General features: G+C 75.6%; 9 protein-coding genes and 1 pseudogene. 7 read left to right on the top strand and 3 right to left on the bottom strand.

The genetic code is table 11. The features are described from left to right. From ACFWW8_RS03105 to moeZ, 4 genes are all read left to right on the top strand, one after another. The coding region (locus ACFWW8_RS03105) for a hypothetical protein (protein ID WP_386522768.1) at window positions 1-1,053 on the top strand (1,053 nt) is incomplete at its 5' end. Window positions 1,054-1,185: 132 nt separating this feature from the next. After that, window positions 1,186-2,193, top strand: coding sequence for an NAD-dependent epimerase/dehydratase (locus tag ACFWW8_RS03100; RefSeq protein ID WP_386522766.1), 1,008 nt, complete (start codon window positions 1,186-1,188; stop codon window positions 2,191-2,193). Then, entirely contained in the window at window positions 2,181-2,936 is a 756-nt protein-coding gene (locus tag ACFWW8_RS03095; RefSeq protein WP_386522763.1) for a spherulation-specific family 4 protein, read from the top strand. Before ACFWW8_RS03100 ends, ACFWW8_RS03095 begins: the two co-directional genes overlap by 13 nt. A gap of 63 nt (window positions 2,937-2,999) precedes the next feature. Continuing rightward, complete coding sequence (moeZ, locus tag ACFWW8_RS03090; protein WP_386522760.1) at window positions 3,000-4,178, top strand: adenylyltransferase/sulfurtransferase MoeZ; 1,179 nt, start codon at window positions 3,000-3,002, stop codon at window positions 4,176-4,178. Between the two features lie 79 nt (window positions 4,179-4,257). Here moeZ and ACFWW8_RS03085 read toward each other — a convergent pair whose 3' ends face one another. Both ACFWW8_RS03085 and ACFWW8_RS03080 read right to left on the bottom strand, forming a co-directional pair. Further along, window positions 4,258-5,853 carry an alpha/beta hydrolase gene (locus ACFWW8_RS03085; RefSeq protein ID WP_386522758.1) on the bottom strand — a complete coding sequence of 532 codons (1,596 nt, stop codon included), beginning with the start codon at window positions 5,851-5,853 and terminating at the stop codon, window positions 4,258-4,260. Window positions 5,854-6,506: 653 nt separating this feature from the next. Continuing rightward, window positions 6,507-7,335: pseudogene (locus ACFWW8_RS03080) on the bottom strand (nitrate reductase subunit alpha); the annotation flags it as partial. A 302-nt stretch (window positions 7,336-7,637) separates the two neighbouring features. Between ACFWW8_RS03080 and ACFWW8_RS03075 the strand changes: the two are divergent. After that, the gene (locus tag ACFWW8_RS03075; protein ID WP_386522755.1) at window positions 7,638-8,507 is read left to right on the top strand and encodes a YwiC-like family protein; all 870 of its coding nucleotides are present in this window, start codon (window positions 7,638-7,640) and stop codon (window positions 8,505-8,507) included. 251 nt (window positions 8,508-8,758) lie between these two features. Here the strand turns inward: ACFWW8_RS03075 and ACFWW8_RS03070 are convergent, their stop codons facing one another. Further along, complete coding sequence (locus ACFWW8_RS03070) at window positions 8,759-11,626, bottom strand: flippase-like domain-containing protein (RefSeq protein ID WP_386522752.1); 2,868 nt, start codon at window positions 11,624-11,626, stop codon at window positions 8,759-8,761. A 158-nt stretch (window positions 11,627-11,784) separates the two neighbouring features. On the opposite strand from ACFWW8_RS03070, the gene ACFWW8_RS03065 reads away from it, so the two are divergent. Together ACFWW8_RS03065 and ACFWW8_RS03060 are read left to right on the top strand one after the other, a co-directional pair. Beyond that, entirely contained in the window at window positions 11,785-12,150 is a 366-nt protein-coding gene (locus ACFWW8_RS03065) for an MGMT family protein (RefSeq protein WP_386522750.1), read from the top strand. Between the two features lie 258 nt (window positions 12,151-12,408). Next, complete coding sequence (locus ACFWW8_RS03060) at window positions 12,409-16,098, top strand: UvrD-helicase domain-containing protein (RefSeq protein ID WP_386522748.1); 3,690 nt, start codon at window positions 12,409-12,411, stop codon at window positions 16,096-16,098. The last annotated feature ends 140 nt before the right edge of the window (window positions 16,099-16,238 follow it).

Genomic DNA, 16,238 nt, shown 5'->3' with positions numbered 1-16,238 from the left:
GACGGGCTGTTCGTGGCGGGTGCCGATGCGGTGTCCGTGCCGGACGGGCTGTTCGTGGCGGGTGCCGATGCGGTGTCCGTGCCGGACGGGCTGTTCGTAACTGACGGGTTGTTCGTGCCGCGGCCGGACGCGGTGGCCGCGCCGGAGCACGCGCCGCGCCCTGCCCCGGCGCCCGCCCCGGCCCCCGCCCCCGGGCGGCGGCGGTCCGGCGGGGATCCCGTCAAGGCGCTCCTGCACCGCCACCGGGACCTGTGCGAACGGGCCGTCGACCCGCTGGAGATCGCCGCCGGGCTCGAAGCCCACGGCGTCACCGACCGGACCGCAGCCCGGTTCCGCCACCGGGACGTCTTCTCGCTCGCCGAGGAGCTGTACGCCCGTGCCCCCCGGGGCGAGGCCGCCGCACCCGCCGCCGGGCCGCTCCCGGCCGGCTCCGCCGCCGGCCCCCGGGCCCTGCGCGGCTTCGGCCTCGCACTGCTGCCCGGGGCGCTCGCCCTCGGCGCGGCCGGCGCCGGGCAGTCCTGGACGGGGGCCGCCGCGGGGGCCGCCGCCGTGGCCGCCCTGGTGTGGCCCGGGCGCGCCACCGGCCGTTTCCCCGTCACCGCGCACCTGCTCGCCGCGGCCGTCGTCGGCTGGGCCGCCCACCGCCACGGCCCGGCCCTCGCCGTCGCGCTCGCGCTGGCCGTGGCCCCCGGACACCTGGTGGCGGCCGCGTTCGCCGCCCGGGCCCGGGCCCGGCTGGCGGGGAGCCGGAGCCTCGGGGAGTTCGCCGACCGGGCCCGGCCCCTGCTCGTCGGGAGCGCGGCGGTGTTCACCGCGGCCGCCGCCGGGACCGCCGCACTCGCCGGGGCCGGCCTCGCCGCGGCCGTACCGCTCGCGGTGCTGCTGTTCCTGGCCCGGATGCTGCTGCGGCACGGCGCCGACCGGCGGCCCGTCGCGGCCGCGCTGGTACTCGCCCTGGTCCCGGTCCCGGCCGCGGCGGTCGCCGCCGCGGCGGGGCTCCTCGTACACGCCTTCCTCGCCCTGTCCCGCGCGTCCGCCCATGCGCGGCCCTGAACCCCGTCCCCGTGACGGACCCCGCACTTCGGAGCCGACGCCGGAGCGCGTACCCCTGTCCCCGCCCCATCCACCCACCCGCAAGGAGACACAGGACATGACCGGCCAGCCAACCAACCAAGGGGCCACGCGATGAGGGTGCTGCTGATCGGTGCCAACGGATACCTCGGCCGCTACGTCGCCGACCGGCTGCTCGCCGACCCGGCCGTCCAGCTCACCGCGCTCGGCCGCGGCGACGACGCCGACGTCCGCTTCGACCTCGCCACCGGCAGCCCCGGCGCGCTCACCCGTTTCCTCGACGCCGTCCACCCGGGCGTCGTCGTCAACTGCGCCGGCGCCACCCGCGGCGGCGCCCGCGAGCTCACCCGGCACAACACCGTCGCCGTCGCCACCATCTGCGAGTCCCTGCGCCGCAGCGGCTGCGGCGCCCGCCTGGTCCAGCTAGGCTGCGCCGCCGAGTACGGTCCCAGCCAGCCCGGATCGTCCACGGCCGAGGACGCCGTGCCGAGACCCGGCGGACCGTACGGAGTCAGCAAGCTGGCCGCCACCGAGCTGGTGCTCGGCTCCGGACTGGACGCCGTCGTCCTGCGGGTCTTCTCGCCCGTCGGCCCCGGCACCCCGGCCGGCTCCCCGCTCGGCCGCCTCGCCGAGGCCATGCGCCGCGCGATGCAGTCCGGGGACGGCGAGCTCAAGCTCAGCGGGCTCGGCGTGCAGCGCGACTTCGTGGACGTACGGGACGTGGCGCGCGCCGTGCACGCCGCCTCCCTCTCCGCCGCCCAGGGCGTCGTCAACATCGGCACCGGCCGCGCGGTCCGGCTGCGCGACGCGGCCGCCGTCCTGGCCCGGGTCGCCGGATACGGGGGCGCCCTGCACGAGCTGGACGTCCCGCACGGCGTCCCGCAGGCGCACGCCCACCCCGGCCGGCCGTCCGGCCTCGCCGCCATCGGATCCCCCCGCTCCGAGGCGACGGCCGAACAGCTCGCCGCGCAGGCGCCCCAGCCGTACCCGTACCCGGACGGCTGCGGGGCCTGGCAGCAGGCCGACGTGCGCACGGCCCGCGACCGGCTCGGCTGGCGGCCGCGGATCAACCTGGAGGAATCCCTCGCGGACATCTGGATGGAGGCGGCGTGCCGCATCTGACCACGCCGCCGGGGGCCGCGCTGGCCGAGGGGACCGAGGCCGGCCGCCTGGGCCTCGGCATCCCCGGCTACGCGCACCCGCTCCTGGCGCCGGTCGAATGGGCCGAACTGACCCGCCCCGGCACCCCACTGCACTGGGCGGTGCTCAACGTCGCCGACGGTCCCGGCGGACGCCCCGATCCGCACTGCACCGAGGCCGCCGTGAAACTCCGCCGCTCGGGCGGCACGGTCCTCGGGCATCTCGCGATGCGGGCCGGGAAGCGGTCCTTCGGGGAGCTGGTCTCCGACGCCCACCGCTTCCGCGACTGGTACGGGGTGGGCGGCTTCTACCTGGCGCAGGCCCCGTCCGGACCGGCCGAACTGGCCGCGGTGCGCCGGGTGTCGGACGCCCTGCGCGGGCTCGGCGAGGACGTGCTGATCGTGTTAGGACAGGGCACGCACCCGTGCGAGGGCTACGTGGAGGCCGCCGACCAGCTGGTCACCTTCTCCGGGGCCTGGGCCGACTACCGCTGGTCCCAGGTCGCGGAGTGGACCGCCGACCACCCGCCGGAGCGGTTCTGCCACCTCGTCCACGGCGTGCCCCGCACGCACCTGGAGGAGGCGACGCGGATCGCACGCTGGCAGGGGGCCGCGACCGTCTGGTTCACGGACCGGCGCGGCACGCCGGCCCGGGATCCGTGGGCCTCGATGCCCGGTTACTGGGACGAAATCGTCTCGCGGATCGGACCGGGTGTCTCGGAATGAAGGAGGGCGTGGCAGTGTTACGGAGAGAACCACCGTTCAGACGTTCACATCTACGGAGTCCCCGTGTCGCTGCCACCCCTGGTAGAGCCAGCTGCTGAGCTCACCGTTGACGAGGTCCGTCGGTACTCCCGCCACCTGATCATCCCGGATGTCGGGATGGACGGCCAGAAGCGCCTGAAGAACGCCAAGGTGCTGGCCGTGGGCGCGGGCGGCCTCGGCTCGCCCGCCCTCATGTACCTGGCCGCGGCCGGCGTCGGCACGCTGGGCATCGTGGAGTTCGACGAGGTCGACGAGTCGAACCTGCAGCGCCAGATCATCCACAGCCAGGCGGACATCGGCCGTTCCAAGGCCGCGTCGGCCCGCGACAGCGTGCTGGGCATCAACCCGTACGTGAACGTGGTCCTCCACGAAGAGCGGCTCGAAGCCGAGAACGTGATGGACATCTTCAGCCAGTACGACCTCATCGTCGACGGCACGGACAACTTCGCCACGCGCTACCTGGTCAACGACGCCTGCGTGCTGCTGAACAAGCCGTACGTGTGGGGCTCGATCTACCGTTTCGACGGCCAGGCCTCGGTCTTCTGGTCCGAGCACGGCCCGTGCTACCGCTGCCTCTACCCCGAGCCGCCCCCGCCGGGCATGGTCCCGAGCTGCGCCGAGGGCGGCGTACTGGGCGTGCTCTGCGCGTCCATCGGGTCCATCCAGGTCACCGAGGCCATCAAGGTCCTCACGGGCGTCGGCGAGTCGCTGGTCGGCCGTCTGATGATCTACGACGCGCTGGAGATGCAGTACCGCCAGGTCAAGGTCCGAAAGGACCCCGACTGCGCGGTCTGCGGTCCGAACGCGACCGTCACCGAGCTCATCGACTACGAGGCCTTCTGCGGCGTCGTGTCGGAGGAGGCCCAGGAGGCGGCCGCCGGCTCGACGATCACTCCCAAGCAGCTCAAGGAGTGGATCGACACCGACGAGCCGATCGAGATCATCGACGTCCGCGAGGTCAACGAGTACGAGATCGTCTCGATCCCCGGCGCCAAGCTGATCCCCAAGGGCGAGTTCCTGATGGGCACGGCCCTCCAGGACCTGCCCCAGGACAAGCGCATCGTCTTGCACTGCAAGACGGGTGTCCGCAGTGCGGAAGTCCTCGCGGTCCTGAAGTCCGCGGGCTTCTCGGACGCGGTGCACGTCGGCGGCGGCGTCATCGGCTGGGTCCACCAGATCGAACCGGACAAGCCGGTCTACTAGGCCCGACCGCACCCGGTGATCCGCGGGGGCCGTACCGCGCTCGAAGCGCCGTACGGCCCCCGCGGCGTACCCGGACCGGTCAGCCGCTCTGCGGCTGCTGCGGGGCGACGGGGGTTCCCGTGGGGTCCGGGGCCGCGGTGCACACGGTGCCGGCCGGCGGGGTCTTCCCGTCCAGCAGGTACGCGTTCACGGCCTTCTGCACGCACGCGTCGCCGCTGTTGTAGGCGCCGTGGCCCTCGCCCTTGTACGTGAGTTCCACACCGACGCCGGGGCCGAGGCGCTCCACCATCTTGCGGGCGCCCTCGTACGGGGTGGCCGGGTCGCCGGTGTTGCCGATCACCAGGATCGGAGCCGATCCCGGGGCGGACACGTCCGGGGTCTCCCAGGCGCCCGGGACGGGCCAGTCGGTGCAGCCCATCATCGCCCAGCCCAGGAAGTCCCCGAAGACGGGCGAGGCCGCGCGGAACCCCGGGAGCTTGGCCTTGGTCTGCGCCAGGGTGTAGCGCGCCTTGGAGTCCGCGCAGTTGATCGCGGTGTTCGCGGCGCCGATGTTGCTGTAACGGCCTTCCTGGTCACGGCCGTTGAGGGCGTCCGAGAGGGCCATCAGCAGCTGGCCCTGGCCGCCGCCCGCCTCGTCCAGGCCCTGTTCCAGCAGGGGCCACAGCTCCTTCGAGTACAGGGCCTGGGCGATGCCGTTGGTGGCGGCGCTCTCGGTGAGCATCCGGTCGCCGATGCCCGCGATCGGCTTCGCGGCCAGCGACTTCTGGAGCGCGATGACGTTCTCCTCGATCTCCTTGGCGGTGCTGCCCTGGAGCTGGCAGGCGTCGCCGCGGTCCACGCAGTCCTGCGCGAAGTTGCCGAGGGCGAGCTGGAAGCCCTCGGCCTGGCCCAGGGCCCCCTCCTCCGAGGTCTTCGTCGGGTCCACGACGGCGTCGAAGACGGCCCGGCCGACGTTCTTGGGGAAGAGGTGGGCGTAGACCCCGCCGAGCTCGGTGCCGTAGGAGATGCCGAAGTAGTTGAGCTTCTCGTCGCCCAGGGCCTGGCGGACGCGGTCCAGGTCGCGGGCGGCGTTGGAGGTGCCGACGTGCGGGAGGACCTTCGCGGAGTTCGTCTCGCAGGCCTGCTGGTACTTCCTGATGTTGTCGACGAACGCCTTCTCCTGCTCCGGCGTGGCCGGCGAGGAGTCCTGGGCGTAGTACGCGTCCAGCTGCTTGTCGTCCTGGCAGCGGACGGGGGCGCTGCGGCCCACCCCGCGGGGGTCGAAGCTCACCAGGTCGTACCGGGCGCGCAGAGCCTCGTACTCCTTGGCGGCACCCGGGAGGGTGGTGATGCCGGAGCCGCCGGGGCCGCCGAAGTTGAAGACGAGGGAGCCGAGCCGGTTCTTCTGGTCGCGCGCCTTCGCGCGGATCAGCGCGAGCGGGATCGTCTCCCCCTCGGGCCGGGCGTAGTCCAGGGGGACGTCGAGGGTGGCGCACTGCCAGTCCTTGCCCGGTGCCGCCCCGCCGCCCTCGGCGGGGGTCGGGGCCTCGCACTCGCCCCACTTGAGGGGTTCGGCATCCTTGGCGCCGTCGGCCTTCGTTTTCTCCCCGTCGCCGCTGTCGGAACAGGCACTGGTGCTGAGCAGCGCGGCGGCGAGGGCGGCGGCAGCGGTGGCCCGCAAGGCGTTTCTCGACATGCGCCCATCCTGTGCGCGCTTCGCCGAGCCCGCCCCCGCGATGACCCGAACGGGGGTTCCCGGCGGGCGGTCGCGGATCAGTGTGCGGGGAGCAGCTGCCGGGCGGCGGCCCGGCCCGTCGCCACGCAGGCCGCCACGCCCACGCCCTCGTACGCCGCCCCGCACAGGGCCAGCCCGGGGAGCTCGGAGACCGCCTCGCGGATGCGGGCGACGCGGTCGCGGTGGCCGACGCCGTACTGGGGCAGGCCGCGGTCCCAGCGGGTCACCCGGGCGGCCAGGGGCTCGCCCATCGGGCCGACGGCGTGGTGGAGTTCGGCGATCGCGGAGCGGACCAGGTGCCGGTCGGGGCGGGCCAGGAGGTCGTCCTCGCCGATCCGGCCGATGGAGGCCCGCAGGACGAAGGTGTCGGGTGCGGCGGCGTGCAGCCACGCCCACTTGTTGGACAGGAAGGAGGCGGCCTTCAGGGTGTGCCCGTCCACGGGCGGGACCAGGAAGCTGTTGCCCCCGGGGAGGAAGGGGGCCCGGGACCGGGAGAACGCCATGGTGACGACCGCGGTCGAGGCGTGCGCGATGCCGGACAGCTCGGCCTCGGCGAGCGGCGCGTGCGGGCGCAGCAGCTCCGCCGCCGCGAAGGCCGGAAGGGCGAGGACCACCGCGTCCGGGTCCTCGCCGGCGAAGCCGAGCTCGCCGCTCTTCAACTGCTCGACGGCACGGGCCACCGGGTCCTCGGCCTCGCCGAGCTCCAGCGGATTGCGGTCGAAGGACGGGTACGAGGGCATCCAGCCCATCCGGGCGCTCGCGGCCAGGCAGTCCGAGCCGGTCATGCCCTCGAAGGCGCCCCCGGCGAGCGGGGAGGCCAGGGCGTCGGCCGGCGGGTGTCGTAGCGCCACTGGTCGGTGTGCAGGTAGAACCAGGCCGCGCCGATCATCTGGCGCGGCGGCCGCGACCAGTCGGAGGTGGCGGCGAGGGTGGCCCAGCCGGTGACCGGCCGGCACTTCTCCTGGCCGACGTAGTGGCCCCGGCCGCCGCCGTTGCGGCCCTGGCAGCCGGTGAGGGTGAGCAGGGCCAGGAAGGAGCGGTAGATGGTCTCGGAGTGGAACCAGTGGTTCGTGCCCGCCCCCATCAGGATCATGCAGCGGCCCCCGGACTCCTCGGCGGTCCGCGCGAACTCCCGCGCCACGCGGGCGGCCTGGGCGGCCGGCACCGAGGTCAGGGACTCCTGCCAGCCGGCGTGCCGGGCTGGCTCGCGTCCTCGTACCCCGTGGGCCACTCGCCGGGCAGGCCCTCGCGGCCGACCCCGTACTGGGCGAGCATCAGGTCGAAGACGGTGGTGACGAGGCGGCCGCCGAGCCGGCGCACGGGCACGCCGCGGCGCACGGTCCCGCCGCGCTCGTCGTCCTCGAAGCGCGGCAGGACGATCTCGGCGCTCCCGCCCTCCCCGAGGAGGGTGAGCCGGGGGACGGTGTCACCGAGGTCGAGGTTGCCGCCCTTGTGGTGGACCGTGCGCAGGTCCCCGGAGACTTCGGCGCGGGTGAGGAAGCTGCCCGCCCTGATGAGCGAATCGACCGCGTCGTGATGTCCCTGACGCTCGTGCAAGGCGACCCTCCAGGCCGGAGAAGAAAGGAGTGGCGGTCCGGACGAGAGGACCCGCTCCTGACGCTACGCCCGTGAAACGGGTCAAAGCGGTGACAAAGGTCCCATGCGGGCATGACTTCCTTCCGCTCTTTTCCGGGTCGGGTGGATGCCAGGCCGGGAGGGCCCAATGCGCAGAGGGCGGCGGGTAATTGCGCGATGGAGTTCCCCATACCGGGGGTCGGGCGCAAGGGGCGGCGGACGGTGGCGAGAGCGGCCGCGGGAGCGAGAGCGGGAGCGGGTACGGGGGCAGGTACGGGGGCGGAAGCGAACCGCGGAGCGGGCGCCGCCGAGGGGGGTACACCTGGCTCCCGGACCAGCACGGTGCGTGGGCCATGCTGGCCGTGCCGTTCCTCGCGGGCACCCTGCTCGCCCCGCGGCCTGGGTGGGCGCACGCGCCGCTGTTCGCGGCCTGGCTGCTCGGGTACGTCGCGGTGTTCCACGCCCAGCAGTGGCTCCGGCTGCACGCGCGCGGACTGCGCTCCGCCCGGCGGCACGGCAGGCCGGCCGTGGTCTTCGGCGCGGCCTTCGCGGCGGCGGCGCTCCCGCTCGCGGTGGCGCACCCGTGGCTGGCCGTGGCGGCCCTGCCGGCCGCGCCCTTCGTGGCGGTGAACACGTACCACGCGCTGCGCGGCCGCGAACGGGCCCTGGTCAACGGTCTGGCGGCGGTGGTCCCGGCGTGCGGGATGCTGCTGGTCGCGCAGCGGCTGGGCGGGGGTGCGACGGGCGCCGCATGGGCGCCGGCGCTGGCCTGCCTGCTGTACTTCGCGGGGACGGTCCCGTACGTGAAGACGATGATCCGGGAACGGAACTCGCGCCGCCACCGCCGGGGTTCGGTCGTCTACCACGCGGCAGCCCTGGTGGTGGCCGCCTGCCTCTCGCCCTGGCTGGCCCCGCCCTTTGCCGCCTACCTGGCCCGCGCCGCCGCCCTCCCGGGCCGGGGCCTGCGGGTCCCCGTGGTCGGAGCGGTCGAACTCGCCTGCTCGGCGGCCCTCCTCCTGACCCTGCCCCTCGCCTTCTGACCCGCCGGGCTACGGCGCTCCGGAGCGCCGCCCCGAACCCCGCGCCTCGCACGCCGGCGGGGCTGGATGCGGCCCCCGCCGCCGCCAAGGCCCGAGCGGGCGGTGCCGATTTCAGCCCCGTCGGCGTTCGAGGCGCGGCGCGCAGCGCCGTAGGGGGTCCGGGGCGCAGCCCCGGGGCTTGCCCGCGCCGGGGTCCGGAGGCCGGGGCCCGGGAGGCCGGGCCCCCGGATACCGGCGCCCCGGCCGGGAGGCTAGATGGCCTCCTTGCGCGTCAGGAAGTTGAACGAGATCCACCCCGGCAGCACCGGCAGCCAGAACGTCATCAGCCGGAACAGCAGCACCGCCGAGATCGCGACTTCCTTGTCCAGCCCCGCGGCGATCAGTCCCAGCGTCAGCGTGGTCTCCACCGCGCCGATGCCGCCCGGCGTCGGCGCCGCGGACCCGAGGGCGTTGCCCGCGAGGAACACCACCGCGATGCTCGCGTAGCTGATGTCCTGGCCGCCCCCGAACGCGCGGATCGACGCGTCCAGGCACATCACGAAGCACCCCGTCAGCAGCAGCATCCCGCCGATGCCCGTCACCAGCTTCTGCGGCCGCTGGAGCACGTCCAGCATGCGCGGCACCACGCCCGCGAACAGCGCCCGCACCCGCGTCACCACGAACTTCCGCATGAACGGGACCGCCGTCACCACCAGCACCAGCACCGCCACCGTCAGCAGACCCGCGATCACCGTCCGGGACGGGGTCATCTCCGGGGTCTTCTCGGTGCCGGTGAGGTAGCCGAACGACAGCAGCAGCAGGATGTGGCTGGCCAGCCCGAACAGCTGCGAGGCGCCGACGCTCGCGACCGCGAGCCCGGGCCGCACCCCCGCCCGCTGCAGGAACCGGGTGTTCAGCGCGACACCGCCGACCGCCGCCGGAGCCACCAGCTTCACGAACGACCCGGCCACCTGGGCCACGACCGTCCGCAGGAACGGCACCCGCTCCGGCACGAAGCCCAGCAGGCTCATCGCCGCGGCGAAGTAGGTCAGCACCGAGAAGGCCATCGCCGTCCCGACCCAGCCCCACTGCGCCTCGCCGACGATCGTCCCGAACTCCACGTGGGCCAGCTGGGTCAGCAGGAAGTACGCGCCGAACGCGCCCGCGATGAACGACACCAGCGTGCGCGGCCGGATCCGCTCCAGCCGGGCCGGCTCCACGGGGGCCTGCGGGCGGATCAGCAGCACCTGCTGGCGGATCTGGCTCAGCAGGTCCTCCTCCCGCGCCCCGTCCAGCGCGTCGTCCAGCGCCCGCTTCTCGGCCTTGCGGTCGGCGGAGGCGGACGTCGACGCGGCGTCCGCCTCGCGGGCCGCCTTCGCCGCCCGCGAGGACTCCAGTACGGCCTCCCGCTCCCGGTCCGCCCGCTCCCGGGCCAGCCTGCGCAGCGTGGACCGGGTGGAGCGGCTCAGCGCGATCGACTGGAGCAGCGGCAGGCAGTCCGCCACCGCGTCCGGGCCGAGCACCGACACCGCCGAGGCCACCGACCGCTCCGCGCCGACCCGCAGGCCGAGCGTGGTCAGCAGCTGCGCGATGTCCATCCGGAGCACCAGGTCGCCGGCGGCGATCTCACCGCCCCGCAGGTCGGTCAGGATGACGTTGCCGGAACGATCCACCACGAGGGCGTCACCGGTGAGCCTCCGGTGCGCGATCCGCCGCGACTGCAGGGCCCGTACCTGTTCCCACGCGTTGCGGCTCAGCTCGTCGGTGATCTCCTCGTCGGGGAGGGAGTCCAGGGTCCGGCCGCCCAGGTGCTCGTAGACGAGCATCACGGCGTCCGGGCCCAGCTCGGAGGTGGCGATCAGCTTCGGCGCGTTCGCCCCGGCCGCGATGGCCGCGTACGCGAGCAGCGCCTCCTGCTCCAGCGCCTGGCGCAGGGACTGCAGGCTGCGCCGCGTGGTGATGCCGCGCAGGGTGAGCCGGCGCCAGACCCGGTAGAAGAAGCCCTGGGCCTGCTGCTCGCGGTCGACGACGGTGACGTCGAGGGGCGCACCGTCCTCCAGGGTGACGTGGTAGCGCCGGCCCCGGTCGCTGACCTCGCTCGCCTCGGCGCCGTCACCCTGGTCCGCGCGCATCGCGCTGACCGGGCGGAACCCGACCCGGCGCAGTCCCGCGAGGAGGGTATGGCCGGTGGGCCGGACGTTGGGCGAGCCGACCGCGTACAGCGTTCCGTACGCGACGCTCCAGCCGAGCAGCACCGTCAGGATGATCGAGAAGGGGGTGGTGTAGCCGCCGACCAGCATCGTGAACGCGTCGAGCAGCAGGACCACCCACAGGGCGACCCGCCAGCGGGGTCTGCGCGTCATCCCGACGGCGGTCATGTACGCGATCACGGGCGCGAGGTAGCCGTGCACCGGGTCGGTGAGGGCCCCGCCGACCCCGGCGGGCCGGGTCAGCGCCTCCTGGATGGTGCCGGGGGCGGCCTGGGAGACCCACAGGTCGGTGGCGAGCGTCACCCCGTGCGCGAGGACGGCGGCGAGCACGCCGTCGGCGATGCGCAGCCCGTCGCGCTTGATCAGCCGCTCGATGGCGAAGGCCACGGGCAGCAGGAGCACGGCGATGCTCGACACCAGGGCCGCGACCTTGATCAGCAGGTCCGGCGCCGCGCCCGTGCCCTCCTTGATGTCGGCCTGCAGGCCGGCGGTCGTGCCGTGGGCGAAGGCGGAGATGCCGAGCACGACGGCGATGCCGAGGATGCCGACGAGGAGCCGTACGAGGTCGGAGGGGCGGTGGACGCGGGCAGCGAGCAGCGGTTCGTCGACCTCGACGCGGTCGGCCTCCGTCGGGGCGTGGCCGTGCGGGCCCTCCGGCTCGTCACCGGAGGCGGAGCCGGGGGCGGGGGCGGAGCTGGCGTCGGGGGCGCGGGCCGGGTCGCCGCCGGGCTCGCCCGAGGCCACGGGGGCCCCGGGGCCCGCCGGGCCCTCGCGGCCGTCGCCGGCGTCCGGCCCCTCGCTCTCGCGGTCGCCGTTCGGACGGCGGTGGTCCGGCTCCCAGCGGTCCGGGCGCGGTCGGCCGGGGCGCGGGGCGGGACCCTCGTCCGGGCGCGCGCCATCGTCTGGATCCGCGCCGTCCGGAGGGCTCACACCCTGCTCCTTCGTCGTCACTTCCGTCTCTTCTTGATCACGTATCACCAGTCACCGCCCGGAAGATGGTGGCACGGACCGACGGGAGCGCGGGGCATCAGGGTGCGCGCCGGTGCGGAACCCAATCTTCCGCGGAGGGGCGTCCGACGTGCTGCACTATGGGCCGGATGAGCGAGGAACTGCCCGCCTACGCGGAGCGCGTACTGGAGGCGGCCGAGCGGATTCCGCCCGGCCGGGTGATGACGTACGGCGACGTCGCCGAGTGGCTCGGCGAGGGCGGCCCCCGCCAAGTCGGGCGCGTCATGGCCCTGTACGGGGGAGCCGTGCCCTGGTGGCGCGTGGTGCGGGCGGACGGCGTGCCGCTCCCGGGGAGCGAGCGGCGCGCCCTGGAGCACTACCGGGCCGAGGCCACGCCGCTGCGTCCGACGGCCGGCGGAGGGTTCCGGCTGGACATGCGCCGGGCGCGCTGGGACGGGAGCCCGGACCCCGGACGGGACGACAAGCGCGACGAGGCTCACACCTGACAGCTTCGGCCATGCGCGGCCCGGACGGGCGGTCGAGCGCCCGTGCGAAGGCCCGTACGGGGGACGCGGAGGAACTGCGCGGGGGCACGCGGTTGACGTAGCGTTGCCCCTTCGGCCCCGGCCGGGGCCGTCGCGGCGGGTGTCGCGGCAGCCGCCGCGGGGACCCCCGCGGCGCCGCCGCACCGCGCGGACCGCCCGCCCGGGACGGGCACCGCGAACCCCGTACCACCCGCAGACCCACCAGGACCGGCAGCTCACGTGATCACCTCTTCCTCCGACCGCACCGCACGGCGGCGCACGCGGACCCCCGACGCGTACCGCCTCGTGCGCACCGGGCCGGAACGGGTGGATCCCCCTGTTCTGGACGCAGCGCAGCGCGCGGTGGTTGACCACGCCGGCGGCCCCCTGCTGGTCCTGGCCGGACCCGGCACCGGGAAGACCACCACGCTGGTCGAGTCGGTCGCCGCCCGCGTGGAGGCGGGAACCGACCCGTCCCGCGTCCTGATCCTCACCTTCAGCCGCAAGGCCGCGGTCGAACTCCGCGACCGGGCCGCCGTGCGGCTCGGCGGCGCGCGGGCGCCGCAGGCCACCACCTTCCACTCCTTCTGCTACGGCCTGGTCCGCGCCCACCAGGACGCCGACCTCTTCGCCGACCCGCTGCGGCTGCTGTCCGGCCCCGAGCAGGACGTGATGGTCCGCACCCTGCTGGAGGGCCAGCGCCGGATCCGGTCCATCCGCTGGCCCGACGACCTGCGGGCCGCGCTGACCACGCGCGGCTTCGCCGACGAGGTCCGCGCGGTGCTGGCCCGCGCTCGCGAGCTGGGCCTGGGCCCGGCCGCCCTCGACTCCTTCGCGACCCGGATCGGGCGCCCGGACTGGAAGGCGGCGGCGGCCTTCCTCTCCGAGTACCTGGACGTCCTGGACATGCAGGGCACGCTGGACTACGCCGAGCTCCTCCACCGCGCGGTCCTCCTCGCCGAGCGCACCCCGGCGCTCGCCTCCGCGTACGACGTGATCCTCGTGGACGAGTACCAGGACACGGACGCCTCGCAGCTGCGCCTGCTGCGGGCGCTGACCGGCCCCGGGGGCACGCTGGTCGCCTTCGGCGACCCCGACCAGTCGATCTACGCGTTCCGCGGCGCCGACATCAACAACGTCCTCGACTTCGAGTCGGCCTTCCCGGGCGCGCAGGTCCGCGCGCTGACGGTGGGCCGCCGCTCGGGCTCGGCCCTGCTGGCGGCCACCCGGCTGCTCACCACGCGCATGCCGGTGCCGCGGCTGCCGTCGGCCGCGGTGAAGGCCCACCGGGCGCTGACGCCCGTACGGGAGGGCGGCCGGGTCGAGGTGTACACGTACCCCACCGCCGGGGCGGAGCTGGACAACATCGCCGACGTCCTGCGCCGGGCCCACCTGGAGGACGGGGTGCCGTGGCAGGACATGGCGGTCCTGGTCCGCTCCGGCGGCCGCAGCCTCCCGGCGATGCGGCGCGCCCTGAACACGGCGGGGGTCCCGACCGAGACGGACGCCTCGGGCTCCCCCCTGCGGCACGAACCGGCGGTCGCACCCCTGCTGACGGCCCTGCGCACCGCGGCCACGGCCGCCACCCCGGCCCCCCTCCCGTCCCCCCGCGCGGCGGAACCGGACCGGGACCCCGACCCGGCGCCGACCCCCGTGACGGATCTGGACGCCGGCGCGGGCCCGCCCCCCGCTGCCGCCCCGGACCCGGCGCCCGTCGACGCGCCGGAGACGGCGGTGGCGGCGCTCGTCCCCGGAGCCGCCGCCGACGGAACCGGGCGCCCGCTGCCGGGCACACCCGCCGAGCCCGCCCCCGAGCCGACCGCCTCCGCCGCGGACCTGACGGCCGTGGACCTGACGGCCGCGGAGCCGACGGCTGCGGAGTCGGCCGCCGTCGGGACCGTCCCGGCGTCCCGCGCCGCGGACCCGGCGCCGGACCGGCCGTCCGGCGACGCGGTGGCGGGGGCCGACGCGGAACCCACCGCGGGTGCGGAGCCGGACCCCGGGGCGGACCCGGATCCCGGCACCGGGCCCACCGCCGGTGACCCGGCGGGCGAGGGGTGGGTCGGGGTCGAGGCGGCCCTCGCGCTGCTCGCCTCGCCGCTCGGCGGCATGGACGCCGCCGACCTCCGCCGCCTCGGCCGGGCTCTGCGCGACGAGGAGCGCGCCGCCGGCGTCAAGGTGCCCGCGCCCTCCGACGTCCTGCTCGCCCGCGCCCTCGCCGAGCCCGAGCGGCTCACCGCACACGACCCCGCCTACGCCCGCGGCGCCCAGCGCCTCGGCCTGCTCCTGCGCAAGGCCCGCGAACTGCTCCAGGGCGGCGGTACCGCCGAAGAGGCCCTCTGGGCCCTCTGGGACGGCACCCCCTGGCCGCAGCGCCTGGAGCGGAACGCCCGCCGCGGCGGCGCGGCCGGCCGCAACGCCGACCGCGACCTCGACGCCGTCTGCGCCCTGTTCGACACCGCCGCCCGCGCCGAGGAGCGCACCGGCGGCCGCGGCGCCCTCAACTTCCTCGAACAGCTCGAAGCCGAGGACATCGCCGCCGACACCCTCACCGGCCGCGCGGTCCGCTCCGACGCGGTCCGCCTGATGACCGCCCACCGCTCCAAGGGCCTGGAGTGGTCCCTGGTCGTCGTCGCCGGAGTCCAGGAAGGCCTGTGGCCCGACCTGCGCCGCCGCGGCTCCCTGCTGGAGGCCGACCGCATCGGCCGCGACGGCCTCGCCGAGCCCCTCACCCCCGGCGCCCTGCTCGCCGAGGAGCGCCGGCTCTTCTACGTCGCGGCCACCCGCGCCCGGGAGCGCCTCGTCGTCACCGCCGTCAAGGCCCCCGCCGAGGACGGCGACCAGCCCTCCCGGTTCCTCACCGAGCTCGGCGTACCGCCCAAGGACGTCACCGGCCGTCCCCGCCGGCCCCTCGCCGTCCCGGCGCTCGTCGCCGAGCTCCGCGCCACCACCGTCGACCCCGGGGCCTCGCCCGCCCTGCGCGACGCGGCCGCCCGCCGCCTCGCCCGGCTCGCCGCGCTGACCGACGACGAGGACCGCCCGCTCGTCCCCGCCGCGCACCCGCAGCGCTGGTGGGGCCTGTACGAGCCCACCCGCAGCGCCGTCCCGCTCCGCGACCGGGACCGGCCCGTCGCCCTGTCCGGCAGCGCCTTGGAGCAGCTCGCCCACACCTGCTCCCTCCAGTGGTTCCTCGGCCGCGAAGTCAAGGCCGACGCCCCCTCCACGGCCGCCCAGGGCTTCGGCAACGTCGTCCACGTCCTGGCCGACGAGGTCGCCTCCGGCCGCACCCCCGCCGACCTCGCCGTCCTGATGGAACGCCTCGACTCCGTCTGGGACGCCCTCGCCTTCGACGCCCCCTGGAAGTCGGCCCAGGAGAAGGAGAACGCCCGCACCGCGCTGGAGCGCTTCCTGCGCTGGCACACCACCGACCGGGGCGGCCGGGAGGCCGTCGCCACCGAGCACGAGTTCGACGTCACCCTCGACGCCGGCGAGTACGCCGTCCGCATCCGGGGCTCCATGGACCGCGTCGAGGCGGACCCGCAGGGGCGCGCGTACGTCGTCGACTTCAAGACCGGCAAGGCGTCGCCCACCAAGGACGAGGTGGCCCGCCACCCCCAGCTCGCCGTCTACCAGCTCGCCGTCCGCGAGGGCGCCGTCGACGAGGTCTTCGACGGCCGCCGCCCGCCGCCCGGCGGCGCCGAACTGGTCCAGCTCCGCCAGGGCGCGGCCGTACGGGACGGCGGCGACGCCGTGCCCAAGGTCCAGGCGCAGGAGCCGCTCGACGGCGCATGGGTCGGCGACCTGCTGGCCACCGCCGCCGGACGGGTCCTGGACGAACGCTTCGCGCCCGCCGTCGGCCGCCACTGCGACCACTGCTCCTTCCGCAGCTCGTGCAGCGCCCGGCCGGAGGGCCGCCAGACCGTGGAGTGACGCCGACCGCGGAGTGACGCCGCCGTGGAGTGACGCCGACCGCGGAGTGACGCCGTACGGCACGGGCGGCGGGGGACCCGCCGGGCGGCGCGGGACCCGCGGGGGGAGCGGGGAAGCCCGGGCTCCGGGCCCGGCCGGAG

This window comes from Streptomyces sp. NPDC058701 (assembly GCF_042715295.1).
Taxonomy (GTDB): domain Bacteria; phylum Actinomycetota; class Actinomycetes; order Streptomycetales; family Streptomycetaceae; genus Streptomyces.
Note: the sequence above shows the minus strand (reverse complement) of the source record. Positions and strands in the feature narration are given on the sequence as shown.